Annotated in this window: 11 protein-coding genes; 10 read left to right on the top strand and 1 reads right to left on the bottom strand. The window is 60.1% G+C overall.

All coding sequences use genetic code 11. The annotated features are described in order from the left end of the window. Positions 1-9 precede the first annotated feature (9 nt). Positions 10-480, bottom strand: a complete 471-nt coding sequence (locus BINDI_RS03690) for a prepilin peptidase (RefSeq protein ID WP_033490166.1) — start codon at positions 478-480, stop codon at positions 10-12. Between the two features lie 47 nt (positions 481-527). Between BINDI_RS03690 and aroC the strand changes: the two genes are divergently transcribed. The 10 genes from aroC to sufU all read left to right on the top strand — a co-directional run bounded on the left by aroC (position 528) and on the right by sufU (position 13,959). Continuing rightward, positions 528-1,721 (top strand): chorismate synthase, encoded by a 1,194-nt coding sequence (gene aroC, locus BINDI_RS03685; protein ID WP_033490164.1) that lies wholly within the window; start codon positions 528-530, stop codon positions 1,719-1,721. A 12-nt stretch (positions 1,722-1,733) separates the two neighbouring features. Beyond that, the gene (locus tag BINDI_RS03680; protein WP_052108753.1) at positions 1,734-3,389 is read left to right on the top strand and encodes a bifunctional shikimate kinase/3-dehydroquinate synthase; all 1,656 of its coding nucleotides are present in this window, start codon (positions 1,734-1,736) and stop codon (positions 3,387-3,389) included. Positions 3,390-3,434: 45 nt separating this feature from the next. Beyond that, entirely contained in the window at positions 3,435-3,887 is a 453-nt protein-coding gene (aroQ, locus tag BINDI_RS03675) for a type II 3-dehydroquinate dehydratase (protein WP_033490884.1), read from the top strand. A 90-nt stretch (positions 3,888-3,977) separates the two neighbouring features. After that, positions 3,978-6,590, top strand: coding sequence for an excinuclease ABC subunit UvrA (locus tag BINDI_RS03670; RefSeq protein ID WP_033490162.1), 2,613 nt, complete (start codon positions 3,978-3,980; stop codon positions 6,588-6,590). Between the two features lie 58 nt (positions 6,591-6,648). Further along, complete coding sequence (gene pyrG / locus BINDI_RS03665) at positions 6,649-8,310, top strand: CTP synthase (RefSeq protein WP_033490160.1); 1,662 nt, start codon at positions 6,649-6,651, stop codon at positions 8,308-8,310. A 266-nt stretch (positions 8,311-8,576) separates the two neighbouring features. After that, a complete protein-coding gene (gene sufB / locus BINDI_RS03660; protein WP_052108919.1) occupies positions 8,577-10,031 on the top strand; it encodes a Fe-S cluster assembly protein SufB in 1,455 nt (484 codons plus the stop codon). Next, the gene (gene sufD / locus BINDI_RS03655; protein WP_033490156.1) at positions 10,031-11,257 is read left to right on the top strand and encodes a Fe-S cluster assembly protein SufD; all 1,227 of its coding nucleotides are present in this window, start codon (positions 10,031-10,033) and stop codon (positions 11,255-11,257) included. Before sufB ends, sufD begins: the two co-directional genes overlap by 1 nt. A 1-nt stretch (position 11,258) precedes the next feature. Further along, on the top strand, positions 11,259-12,038 hold the full coding sequence (gene sufC / locus BINDI_RS03650; RefSeq protein ID WP_033490154.1) for a Fe-S cluster assembly ATPase SufC: 780 nt from the start codon (positions 11,259-11,261) through the stop codon (positions 12,036-12,038). A 33-nt stretch (positions 12,039-12,071) separates the two neighbouring features. Then, positions 12,072-13,346, top strand: a complete 1,275-nt coding sequence (locus tag BINDI_RS03645; RefSeq protein WP_033490152.1) for a SufS family cysteine desulfurase — start codon at positions 12,072-12,074, stop codon at positions 13,344-13,346. A 58-nt stretch (positions 13,347-13,404) separates the two neighbouring features. Beyond that, positions 13,405-13,959, top strand: a complete 555-nt coding sequence (sufU, locus tag BINDI_RS03640; RefSeq protein WP_033490150.1) for a Fe-S cluster assembly sulfur transfer protein SufU — start codon at positions 13,405-13,407, stop codon at positions 13,957-13,959. The last annotated feature ends 11 nt before the right edge of the window (positions 13,960-13,970 follow it).

The following is a 13,970-nucleotide window of genomic DNA, read 5'->3' as shown; positions in this document are numbered from 1 at the left end:
GACTGGTGATCAACTACCCAACAGTGCCGTTGCGGCAGTGGCAATCGCTGCCGCAACAAGTATGACGGGAACAAAGGCAAGGGTGTCAGCACGTTTGCCCCGGTCTTTGCCTATTCGTCCGACTGCCAGGGAACCCAGGCCAAACACCCCCATGAGCAACCACCAGACCAGGGTGGTGGTCCAGCCCAAGGGGCCGATGGTGAAGGCCATCAGGGATGTGGCGGTGACGTCCCCCAACCCCAGGGCACCCGGCCGTACCAGGGCCAAAAAGAACTGGATTCCCGTTGATCCCAGACACAGGACAACAGCGGTGACCAACGGTGCGATACCGTGTCCGGACAGACTGTAGACCACGAGGGTGAGTCCCTGTACCAGGAACCCGAGCAGGACGATTGAACGCGGCACAAGGCGGGTCCTGATGTCGGTCCAGGCAAGGTAGAGGGTAAAAATGAAACCGGGAAGGGTCATGAGGTAGGCCATCTCCTAAGATAAGCATATACATGAGAAAACCGGCAAAAGGAGTTCATATGTTGCGCTGGCAGACGGCGGGGGAATCCCATGGAGAAGCCCTGGTGGCCATGATGGAGGGCTTACCGTCCGGGGTCAGCGTCGATACCGATGACATTGTCGGGGCTCTGGCGCGTAGGCGCTTGGGCTACGGGCGCGGCGCCCGTATGGGATTCGAACAGGACAGGGTTCGTCTCCTGACCGGTGTACGCCATGGGTCCACACTCGGATCCCCCATTGCTCTTGAGATCGGCAACACGGAGTGGCCCAAGTGGGAGCAGGTCATGAGCGTTGATCGACTTCCTGAAGGGGTGGAACTGCCTGCTGAGGGGCGAAACGCTCCTCTGAGTCGGCCCAGGCCTGGCCATGCTGACCTGACTGGTATGAGAAAGTACGGTTTCACCGACGCGCGCCCGATCCTTGAGCGCTCCTCGGCCAGGGAGACGGCCTCACGTGTGGCTCTTGGTGCCATTGCTGCTCGCTTCCTTGAACAGGCCTTGGGAATCAGAACGGTCTCACATGTCCTGTCCATCGGTGGGGTGGGTACGGAAGACCGTTCCGTCCTGCCTGGTCCCGACGATGGTGCTGCACTGGACGAATCACCGGTGCGCACCCTGGATAAGGATGCCGAGCGTCGGATGATGGACAGGATCGACCAAATCAAGAAGGATGGCGATACGGCAGGTGGTGTCTTCGAGGTCATTGCCTACGGTGTGCCGGCCGGCCTGGGGACCTACGTAGAGTCTGATAGGCGTCTCGATGCGGCACTGGCATCGGCCTTCATGGGTATCCAGGCCATCAAGGGAGTTGAAATCGGTGACGGGTTCGATGAAGCCGACCGCCCTGGATCCCAGGCCCACGATGAGATGGTTCCCGGTGAGGACGGAACCATCCAACGACTTTCCAACCGGGCGGGAGGCCTGGAGGGCGGCATGTCGAATGGGCAACCCATCCGTGTCCGTGCGGCCATGAAACCCATCTCCTCGGTGCCCAAGGCCCTGAGGACCGTAGACGTTCTGACCGGTGAACCGGCCACCGCCATTCACCAGCGTTCCGATGTCACGGCGGTACCTGCCGCTGCGGTCGTCGGCGAGGCCATGATGAACCTCACACTGGCTGCTTTCGTGCTGGAGAAGTTCGGCGGGGACAGCCTGGAGGAGGTCTCTCGGAATGCCGAGGCGTATCAGAACTCATGGGATGAGGGTCTCAGGTAAGGCGGAACAGGCATGATCAGGCACTCTCTCGTCGGGCATGGGCAGGAACCCCATATTCCCAAGGCGGTCATCATCGGGATGCCGGGAGCCGGGAAGACCCGCATCGGTAAGGAGGCGGCCTCCCTGATGGGGGTACCCTTCAAGGACTCGGACCGCATTGTCGAGAAGGATGCGGGCCGGTCGATCAACGAGATCTTCGAAGCCGAGGGGGAGGCCTCCTTCCGTCAAAGAGAGAGTCGGATTGTTGGCGACCTCTTAAGGGACTTCGACGGGGGTGTCCTCTCCCTCGGGGGTGGAGCCCCGATGACGGCTTCCGTTTACGAAGCCCTGCGGGAGTACCGTAATCATGGTGGCAAGGTGGTCTATCTTGATGTGGACCCGGAAGAAGCGAAGTCGCGGTCCCTGCGTGTCAAGAACCGGCCCCTGCTGCGGGGGCAGACCCATGAGAAGTGGATGGAGCTGTACAGGGAGCGTCGTCCGGTTTACCAGAGCGCTTCGAACATTTCTCTGAAACCCAGGGGAACCACACCGGATGTCATAGCCCAGCGGCTTGCCGATGCCCTCTCAGAGCGGGTGGTTCATGTCAGCAACCTCGATCCGTATGATGTACGCATCGGCGCGGGGGTGACCAGCCGCCTCCAGGTTCTTCTGGGTGAAGAGGTCATGCGGGTGGCTCTCATCCATACCACACCGGTCCAGAGGCACTCCGACAGGGCACGGGCCCTCTTGAGGCAGGCCGGTTACCAGGTCGTTGACATGGTCATTCCAGATGCCGAAGCAGGGAAGACCGTTGCCGTGGCCCAGGGAATCTGGGAGCGTCTTGCTGACGAGGGATTCACCCGCTCGGATGCCATAGTGGGGCTCGGAGGTGGTGCAGCCACCGATTTGGCGGGCTTCATCGCAGCCTCCTGGATGCGCGGTATCCGTTATGTCAACTGCCCGACCTCATTGCTTGCCATGGTGGATGCCTCGACAGGCGGCAAGACCGGAATCAACCTGAATCAGGGCAAGAACCTGGTCGGGAGCTTCTATACCCCGGTGGGGGTCCTTGCTGATTTGAGGACCCTGAGAACCCTGCCCAACGACATTTTCGTGGAGGGGCTGGGAGAGGTGGCCAAGTCCGGATTCATCATGGATTCCGAGATTCTTGGAATCCTTGAAGAGAAGGCCGAGTCCCTGCGTTCCTTCGACGGAAACGAACCCGAGCAGTGGCTGGAGGGCGTGGTCGAGGATCTGATTGAGCGCACCGTTCAGGTCAAGGCGCACCATGTTTCCGTCGATTTACGTGATGTCGGAGTGCGTGAGTTTCTGAACTACGGACACACCCTTGGGCATGCCATCGAGAAAATAGAGCACTTCTCCTGGCGGCATGGGCAGGCGGTATCGGTGGGAATGGTGTTTGCTGCCGAGTTGGCGTCACTGACAGGACATCTCGACAGGGATATGGTTGACTACCACCGCAGTCTTCTCTCCTCCCTGGGGCTGCGCACCACCTGGGACGGGGGTGATTTCGACCAGGTTCTTGCCCTGATGCACAAGGACAAGAAGGCCAGAGGGAACAAGCTCAGATTCATCATCCTCGACGGAATCGGGAAACCGACCCACCTGGACGATCCTCCCCTGGATGCAGTCCGGGAAGCCTTCGGACGAATCCGAAGCAAGGCCTGAGTGCAGGGCCGGTAAAAGGAAACAAGGCAAGAAATGGAGTCGGATATGGGTACCAGGGTCGTTGTGGTCAATGGTCCGAACCTGGGCAGGTTGGGTGTCAGGGAACCTGATGTCTATGGACATCTGGACCTGGAAGCGCTCCGCAGAGACTGCACGACCTGGGGGAGTGAGCTGGGCCTGGACGTGGAAGTGCGTCAGTCCGACGACGAGGGCCAGGTCATCTCCTGGATGCACCAAGCGGTCGATGAGCGAACCCCGGTGGTCATGAACCCGGCGGCCTTCACCCATTACAGCTATGGCCTGGCCGATGCGGCCGCCCAGGTGACCGAAGCCGGGCTGCCTCTGATGGAGGTGCACATTTCCAATCCCGCTTCCCGCGAAGCCTTCCGTCGGCATAGTGTCATATCACCGGTGGCCACCGGCACCATTACAGGCTTGGGATTCTATGGGTACCGTTTGGCCCTTGAATCGGTGGCCCACCTCATCGAGAGGTCGTGAAGTCCAGTGCCGGGGTTGCCAAGGTCCGGCGGGAGGGCCGGAGGATCGGCGGACGGGCTGCCCGCGCCAACAGGTGAGCAACCGGCAAGGGTGCCGAAGACCATTCAGGTCAGGGGTGCCCGGGTCCACAACCTTCGTGGTCTGAATCTTGATATACCCCTGAACCGCCTGGTCGGTATCGCCGGGGTATCGGGTTCAGGCAAGTCATCACTGGCACTTGGAGTCCTCTATGCAGAAGGCTCAAGGCGATATTTGGAATCCCTGTCAACCTATACCCGAAGAAGGATGACCCAGGCCCAGCGGCCCGAGGTCGACTCCGTTCGTTTCCTCCCTCCGGCATTGGCGCTCAGACAGCGCCCGGGGGCTGGTGGGATGCGCTCGACCTTCGGGACTTCCACCGAACTCCTCAATGTTCTCCGGCTCATGTTTTCCCGACTGGCCTCGCACGTCTGCCCCAACGGACATTATCAGGAACCCACCATGCGAGTGGCGGCTGAAATGCCCATCATCTGCCCGGTCTGCGGGGAGCGCGTCCAAGCCCCCAGCGCCGAGGAACTGGCGTTTAACTCACTGGGCGCCTGCCCGACCTGCCAGGGAACGGGGACGGTTCGGGAAGTGGATGACGCCACGTTGGTTCCTGACCAGGATCTGACCATCGATCAGGGTGCGGTGGTTCCCTGGAGGACATTCGGTTTCAACGTCCAGCCTGATATCGTCCGAGAATTCGGGGTGCGTACTGATGTGCCCTGGAAGGACCTGACGGCTGACGAGAAGGAGATCGTCTTCAACGGTCCTTCCGAAAAGAAGCACATCACCATCACCTCCGTCAAAGGGGTCCATGAGCTGGACTTCACCTTCCGTAACGCAAGATTGACGGTGACCGAGGAACTCAAACGTGCCACCGATGACAAACGCCTGTCCAAGGTGGCGAAGTTCCTGACCGAAAGGACCTGCCCGGACTGTGGTGGAAGTCGCCTCAACGAGGTTGCTCGACGGCCGCGGATAGGGCAGGACAACCTGGCCGCGGTCACCTCCTGGCCGTTGAGGAGGGTGCTCCACTGGTCCGAGAACCTTCCCGCCACCTTACCTGAGTCAATGCAAGCGATGGCGCGGTCCTTGGCGGATACACTGCAAAATATGGGTCGCCGCCTGCTGCAACTGGGCCTCGGGTACCTGACCCTGGACAGGTCCACCGTCTCCCTGTCGACGGGGGAACGGCAACGTACCCAGCTCTCCCGCGCTGTCCGCAACGAGACAACCGGTGTCCTCTATGTTCTTGATGAACCCTCGACAGGTCTTCATCCGGCCAATATCGAAGGTCTCATTGGGGTCATGCGTGATCTCCTGGCCAGTGGAAACTCGGTGGTTTTCGTGGATCATGACGTATCGGTCCTCGCAGCGGCCGACTACTTCATCGAGATGGGACCCGGTGCCGGTAGCAAGGGTGGCAGGGTGATAGCGCAAGGCACTCCCGAGCAGGTGGAGGACGCCCCCGAGTCCCGCATAGGTGGCTTCTTAAACGGGCGAGAAGAGGTTCTGGTCAGAGAGCACCGGGACATTCCGGCTTCACCGACACCCCTGTCAACCGATGAAAACGGGGAACAAGGGTCGGTGAGTACCGGGGGAAAACGAACCCACAGTGATTCGTCCCGTGCCGCCTCCTGCGACTGGATCCGGATGAGTACCGGCCCCATCCATACGGTCCGGCCGCTGGATGTGGCCATACCCCGGGGCCGCATGACGGCTGTGACAGGGGTGTCCGGCTCAGGGAAAACGACCATGGTCTTGGAATGCCTGGTACCTGCTCTCCAAGCCATACAGGAAGGACGGTCCCTGCCGGAGTCGGTCAAGTCCATATCGTCATCCGGCATAGATCGGGTCAGGCTGGTCGATTCCTCACCCATCGGAATCAACGTCAGGTCCACCGTGGCAACCTATTCGGGCATCATGGATCATCTGCGACGTCTCTTCTCGAAAACCGCCGCCGCCCATGAGGCGGGGTACAGGCTCTCGGACTTCTCCTACAACACAGGATCGCTCAGGTGCCCGCAATGCGAAGGGACGGGGCAGATCAGCCTTGATGTGCAGTTCCTTCCGGATATTCCCATCACCTGCCCAACCTGCCGGGGAAGCCGGTTCAAGCCTGAAATCGAACGGATAAGGATGTCCACCAAGGCCCATCCCGACCCCATGAGTCTGACAGACCTCCTCTCCATGGAGGTCGGGGAGGCCATGGAGGTCTTCGCTGCCGCCGGTTCCAGGGGAGCTGATGCGGGTGAGTACCCAAGCATCCACCGATCCCTGCGCATCCTGAACGATCTTGGTCTGGGCTATCTGACCCTGGGAGAGGATACGCCTTCATTATCCGGTGGCGAGGCCCAGCGGCTCAAGCTCTCCAATGAACTCGGGCGGAGGCAGAACACCTCCCTCTTTGTTCTGGATGAGCCAACGACCGGCCTCCATCCCCTGGACGTCCGTACGCTGATCGGGGTCCTGGAGCGCCTGGTCGACAGGGGAGCCACGGTGGTGTTCATCGAGCATGACCTGGATATGATCGCCAATGCCGATTATGTGATTGACATGGGTCCCGGTGGAGGAGAAGAAGGTGGCATGATTGTCGCCACAGGGAGACCTGAAACAGTCTGCGCAAGTCGGGTTTCCCTTACCGGGCAGTACCTTGCCAGGCATATCCAGGGGAGATGACCGGGGGAGGGGCTCATCGCCGCGTCGTCGTCTGCCATACCTGATAGGCTGAAGTTCCATGGTCAGAGAACATGGAAATTCGCAAGGGCATATCACAAAGCACATTTTCGTCACCGGTGGCGTCGTTTCTTCGCTGGGCAAGGGACTGACTGCGTCCTCCCTCGGCAGGCTGTTGAGAAGCCGCGGAATCCGGGTCCTTCAGCAGAAGCTGGATCCCTATATCAACGTTGATCCCGGTACCATGAACCCCTTCCAGCATGGTGAGGTCTACGTGACCGAGGATGGGGCCGAGACCGATTTGGACATCGGCCACTACGAGCGATTCCTGGATGTCTTCCTCTCCCAGAAGGCCAATGTGACCACCGGGCAGATATACCAGTCCGTCCTCCGCAAGGAGCGTGCCGGCGAGTACCTGGGGCAGTGCGTCCAGGTCATCCCTCACGTCACCAACGAGATCAAGAGCCGCATGCGAGCCCAGGCCGGTGATGACGTGGATGTGATCATCACCGAGATCGGCGGCACGGTAGGTGACATCGAATCACAGCCGTTCATGGAGGCGGCCCGTGAGGTCAGGCGCGACATCGGGGCGGACAACTGCATGTTCGTCCATGTTTCGCTGGTTCCTTACATCGCTGCTGCCCATGAGCTGAAGACCAAGCCCACCCAGCATTCGGTCATGGCCCTGCGCCAGTTGGGCATCGCCCCCGATGCCCTGGTCCTCCGGTCGGACCGTCCTCTGAGCCAGTCCATCAAGGACAAGATTTCGCTTATGTGCGATGTCGATGCCGAAGGTGTGGTCAACTGCGTGGACGCCCCCAGCATCTATGACGTACCGAAGATCCTGTACTCGGAGGGTCTGGATGCCTATGTTGTCCGCAAGCTTGAGCTTCCCTTCCATGACGTGGATTGGAACGAGTGGGAGGACCTCCTGGAACGTGTCCATAATCCCCGCAACCGGGTCACCGTGGCGATTGTCGGCAAGTACATCGACCTGCCCGATGCCTATCTTTCGGTGATCGAGGCCATAAAGGCCGGTGGGTTCGCCAACTGGGCCAAGGTCGACGTCAAACTGGTTACCGCCGACTCCTGCGAGACCATGGATGGCGCTCGCGAGGCTTTGCAGGGAGTGGATGGAATCGTCATTCCCGGTGGATTCGGCGTACGAGGCATCGAAGGCAAACTCGGCGCTCTCCGCTATGCCCGTGAAACCAAGCTGCCCGCTCTGGGAATCTGCCTGGGCCTGCAGTCCATGGTCATTGAGTATGCCCGCCACGTCCTGGGTCTGGAGGATGCCAACTCCTCCGAATTCGAACCGAACTGCGAGCATCCGGTCATCGCCACGATGGAGGAGCAGAAGGACATCGTTGCCGGACACGGTGACATGGGCCATACCATGCGTCTGGGTGCTTACCCTGCCATTCTTCGCCAGGACTCACTGGTTGCTGAGCTCTACGGGAAGACCGAGGTATCGGAGCGCCACCGCCACCGCTATGAGGTCAGCGTGGCCTACAAGCAGGATCTGGACAAGGCCGGCCTGCACATCTCAGGCACCAGCCCTGACGGTCAGCTGACGGAGTTCGTGGAGCTTCCCAAGGACCGGCACCCCTTCTATGTGGGCACCCAGGCCCACCCGGAGTTCAAGTCCCGTCCGACCAAGCCCCACCCGCTCTTTGCTGGTCTGGTAAAGGCCAGCATCGAGCACCAGCAGGCAGCTGACTGATTCCTGTACGGCACAGACCATACGACGATTCCGCCCGTTCTCCGATTCGAGGACGGGCGAAATCGCTATTCGGGCCTTTTGGGTATCTTCGGGTCATAAATGTGACTTAATTCCCTATAGAGCGTAACCTCAATCTGGCGGGTCAAGTTCAGGTTGTTTATCCTTGAAAACGTAGGCGGTCGTCGGCAAGCGACAATACATGTGTGAGGAGGTCTGAGCTCGTGGATAATACCTCGCAGCAGACGGACACATCACGGGATGTGGAGATGAGCCAGTACGTGGCGGATCGCACCCGTGTCAATGAAGATAAAATCAAAGAGGACGACGAAATCATCTCGCAGTTCGGCGAGTACAACTATGGCTGGCACGATTCGGACAAGGCCGGAGAAGCCGCCCACAAGGGAATCGACGAGAACGTCGTCCGTGCCATCTCGGCCGACAAGGGCGAGCCTGCATGGATGCTCGAGATGAGGCTGAAGGGCTACAGGTCCTTCATGGAGAAGCCCATGCCGGACTGGGGCGTGGACCTGTCGGGATTCAATGCAGATGACTTCAAGTACTACGTCAAGCCCCTCAAGGAACAGGCCAAGTCCTGGGAGGAGCTTCCTGACGATATTCGCAACACGTATGATCGACTTGGCATCCCTGAAGCCGAGAAGAACCGCCTGGTCTCGGGGGTCGCGGCCCAGTACGAGTCCGAGGTGATCTACAACTCCATCCGTGACGACCTGGAAAAGCAGGGTGTCATTTTCCTGGATACGGACACCGCCCTTCAGAAGCATCCCGATCTCTTCAAGAAGTACTTCGGCACGGTCATTCCCCCGGATGACAACAAGTTCGCCGCCCTGAACACGGCGGCCTGGTCCGGCGGTTCCTTCGTGTATGTGCCGAAGGGGGTCCACGTGGACATCCCCCTCCAGGCCTACTTCCGTATCAACACCCCGAACATGGGTCAGTTCGAGCGGACTCTGATCATTGCCGACGAAGGGTCATATGTCCATTACGTCGAAGGTTGCACGGCTCCCATATACTCGACCGATTCCCTTCATGCGGCCATCGTCGAGATCATCGTCGAGCCTCATGCCCGGGTGCGGTACACCACGGTCCAGAACTGGTCCAACAACGTCTACAACCTGGTGACACAACGTGCCTATGTCCGTGAGGGCGGCACCATGGAATGGGTGGACGGAAACATCGGCTCCAAGGCCACCATGAAGTACCCAGCCTGCATCCTGGCCGAGCCTTACGCCAAGGCCGAGACCCTATCCCTGGGCTTCGCGGGCAAGGGGCAATACCAGGACACCGGTGCCAAGATGATTCATCTGGCGCCCCATACCTCGTCGACCATCGTCTCGAAGTCCATTTCGCGTAACGGCGGAAGGGCGGCCTATCGCGGCCTGGTCAAAATCGTCAAGGGCGCAGAGAAGTCATCCTCGTCGGTGGTCTGCGATGCCTTGCTGGTCGACGACTACTCGCGCTCCGATACCTACCCTCACGTTGATGTCCGTGAAGATGACGTCTCCATGGCTCATGAGGCAACCGTATCCAAGGTCTCAGAGGACCAGCTCTTCTACCTGATGAGTCGCGGTCTGGAGGAAAAGGAGGCAATGGGCATGATTGTTCGAGGTTTCGTTGAACCGATTTCCCGCGAGCTGCCCATGGAATATGCACTTGAGCTCAACCGCTTGGTCGAATTGCAGATGGAGGGTTCGGTAGGCTGATGTCACAGACAAGCGAAATTACGATTCCCAGGGCGGATCCAAAGGACCCCTATGCCATTCCGGCGACCATGCCATCCAGCGCCGACAAGGAGCCGCGCTCCTTCGACCCGGATGATTTCGTGGTCCCCACCGCCAAGCAGGATGACTGGCGATTCACACCGATCGACCGCATAGGGGAGTTCTTCCAGGTATTCAAGCCCAGTGGCCTGACGGCGGTGACGGTCACCATGATGGACGGAACCCCTGTTGACCCAGACCAGGTGAGCGTATCCAACGTTCCCATGGGCCAGGACCCCTGTGGTTCCGTACTCAAGCCCAGCGACCGTGCGGCGGCCGTGGAATGGGCCAGCGGAAGCGAGGCCACGGTGGTCAGCCTCCGTGGACGTCTGGACCAACCTGTTCTGGTGCAGATCCAGGGCGGAGGAATGGACCTTGACGCCTTCCATCTGGTCATCCGGGCCGACGACGAAGCCAGTGCCGACCTGGTGGTGGAACACACAGGCCAGGCCAGGCTGGCCGAAGGCACGGAGATTGTCACAGGAAAAGACTCCCATGTCTCCACCACCTTCATTCAGGAGTGGGCGGCCGGATCGAAGCACGTGGGCAACCACCGCATCCATGTCGGATCCGGGGCCACACTGCGGCACTCCGTGGTCACCCTGGGTGGTGACTTCGTCCGTCTGCGTATGGACCAGGACTTCGGCGGGGAACAGAGCGACCTGAACATGCTGGGCATCTACTTCGTCGATCCCGGCCAGCACATCGAGCACCGGACCATGGTGGTCCACAACCACCCCGAGTGCAAGTCCCGAGTGGTATACAAGGGAGCTCTCGACGGGGCTAGGGCCCACTCCACCTGGGTGGGCAATGCCCTCATCAAGCCCACGGCCCCCGGTACCGACTCGTATGAGCTCAACCGGAACCTGGTACTGACCCCCGGGGCCATTGCGGACTCCGAACCCAACCTGGAAATCGAGAACGGGAACATCATCGGCGCCGGCCATGCCAGCTCGGTTGGCCGCTTCGATGACGAGGAGCTGTTCTATCTCCAGTCGAGAGGCGTACCCGAAAAGGAGGCCCGCAAACTGGTTGTGCGCGGGTTCTTCGGTGAACTGGTGGAGGAGATTGGCGTTCCCAGTGTCTCCGACCACCTGATGGGTGTGATTGACCGCAGACTGGCCAAGGGCGAAGACGAAGAGATGCAGCACGTTTTGGAGGAGAACTGACATGTCAACACTGGAAATCAAGGATCTGTACGCCTCGGTCGAGACCAAGGAGGGTCGCAAACAGATCCTCAAGGGGGCCACACTGACGGTTCGCTCGGGTGAGACCCACGCCATCATGGGGCCCAATGGTTCGGGCAAGTCCACCCTCGCCTACACCCTGGCCGGGCATCCCAAGTATGAGGTGGATTCCGGTCAGGCCCTCCTGGACGGGGAGGACATCCTGAAGATGACCCCGGATGAACGGGCCAAGGCAGGGCTGTTCCTGGCCATGCAGTACCCGGTTGAGGTGCCCGGAGTCTCCATGACCAACTTCCTCCGGACCGCCAAGACGGAGGTTGACGGAAAGGCGCCGGCCGTACGGACATGGGCCAAGGACCTGAACGCCGCCATGAAGAAGTTGAAGATGGATCCTAAATTCGCCCAGCGCTCGGTAAACGAGGGCTTCTCCGGAGGTGAGAAGAAGAGGGCCGAGGTACTCCAGCTGGAGCTTCTCAAGCCCAAGTTCGCCGTTCTGGATGAGACCGACTCTGGTCTTGACGTGGACGCCCTGCGCATTGTTTCGGAGGGGGTCAACAGGGCCAAGGAGAACACAGGTTTGGGCATCCTGATGGTGACCCATTACACCCGTATCCTCAAGTACATCAAGCCCGATATCGTCCACGTCTTCGCCCAGGGGCACTTCGTCAAGACCGGCGGCCCCGAACTTGCCGACACCCTGGAGGAGACCGGGTACGACCAGTACCTTCCTGAAGGCTCCGATTCGGAATCGGCACTGGCCTGACATTGAGCGGCGGTCAAGGGATGGAGGTGCGGAATGGTTGATGAGGCACAGATTCGGAGTCAGTTCCCGATCCTGGATCAGGAAGTACACGGGCACCCTCTGGTCTATCTGGATTCGGCAGCGACCGCCCAAAAACCGCTGTGTGTTGTAGATGCGGAGCGGGATTTCTACCTGCATGACAATGCGGGTGTGCACCGAGGGGCTCATGAGTTGGCCGCCCGCAGCACCTTGGCCTTCGAGGAATCCCGGGCCAAGGTGGCGAAACTGGTAGGGGCGGAATCGCAGGATGGCGGTGAGGAGATTGTCATCACCGCCGGGGCCACGGCTGCTCTCAATCTCCTTGCCACGGCCTTTGGCAATGCAACTCAGGGGAGGGGTGGGAAGGCCGCTCAGAGATTTGCCTTGCACCCGGGCGATGAGATTGTGACCAGCAAGGCCGAGCACCACTCCGTTCTCCTTCCTTTTCAGGAGCTTGCATACCGCACGTCAGCCGTCCTGAAGACCTTTGATTTGGACGATCAGGGCAGAATCATGGCGGACACGGCCGATGAGGTCATCACCGAGCGTACCAAGGTGGTGGCTGTGACCCATGTCAGCAATGTGACCGGCGCAGTTACCGATATCGCCCCAATTGTCAGGAGAGCCCATCAGGTTGGTGCCCTGGTGATTCTGGACATCTGCCAGTCGGTGCCCCACCTGCCGGTCGACCTGCATGGCCTGGGTGTTGATTTCGCGGTATGGAGCTCCCACAAGATGTACGGTCCAACCGGGGTCGGCTTCCTGTATGGCCGTCGCGAGCTGCTTGAGGCTCTGCCCCCTGCATCGTTCGGCGGGTCCATGGTTGAGCTGGCGTATACGGACAGGCCTGCCCGGTATATGAATCCTCCCGCCCGGTTCGAGGCAGGTACCCAGCCGGTTGCACAAGTGATTGGTGCGGGTGTGGCCGCCGACTGGCTGCGTGCCATCGGCATGGATCGGATTGCCTCCCACGAGGCCGCCATCACCAAGGGGCTGCTCAGATTGGGGCAGTTGGAAGGAGTCAGGATTCTTGGCCCCACTTCCGCCGAGAACCGCATCGGTACGGTTTCCTTCGACGTGAAGGGTGTCCATCCTCACGATGTGGGGCAGTTCATCGACTCCAGAGGCATCGCCATCCGGGTTGGACACCACTGTGCCCAACCGGTTCATAGGCACTTCGGGGTGTACGCTTCGAACAGGGCTTCGACCGGGGTCTACAATACGATGGCCGATACGGATGCCCTGCTTGAAGCCGTCTCCGGGGTCAGGAGCTTCTTCAAGGCGGATTGAACGTTCACCAGGGGCACAGTGACAGGTGAAAAACCAGCAATGCAGGTAGGTTGAAGGCATGGCAGATTTTGGCATGAGCGATCGGGAACTGGAGCAGATGTATCAGGAGGTCATCCTGGAGGCGGCCAGGGATCCCCATGGACGTGTGCCGGAAGACCAGTCAGTCTCATCCGACCCTGATGCTGATGTGACCATGAAGGTTGAGCATGAGTACTGCGTGCCTGCCGAGTCCCATCAGTTCAACCCCACCTGTGGCGACCACGCCACCATCCATGTCGAGGTATCCGATGGCACGGACGGTCAGCCAAAGTCCATCAGGCGAATCGTCTGGCAAGGAGACGGGTGCTCCATCTCCCAGGCCAGCCTTTCGGTCATGGTGGATCTGGTGGAGGGGAAAACCGTGGACGAAGCCATGCGGCTCGCCCAGGAGTTCCACACCCTTATGAAATCTCGCGGGGAGGGTGTCCAGGAAGAGGATGCCGAGGAGGAGCTTGGCGACGCGGTGGTTTTCCAGGGTGTATCCAAATATCCCATGCGCATCAAGTGCGCTCTTCTGGGTTGGGAAGGCATGAAGGCCTCCGTGGCCAGGGCTCTGACGGATATGGACAAGTAAAAGGAGCAGGC

It is taken from the genome of Bifidobacterium [indicum] DSM 20214 = LMG 11587, assembly GCF_000706765.1.
Classification (GTDB): Bacteria; Actinomycetota; Actinomycetes; order Actinomycetales; family Bifidobacteriaceae; genus Bombiscardovia; species Bombiscardovia coryneformis.
This window is presented reverse-complemented; position numbering and strand designations above follow the sequence as displayed.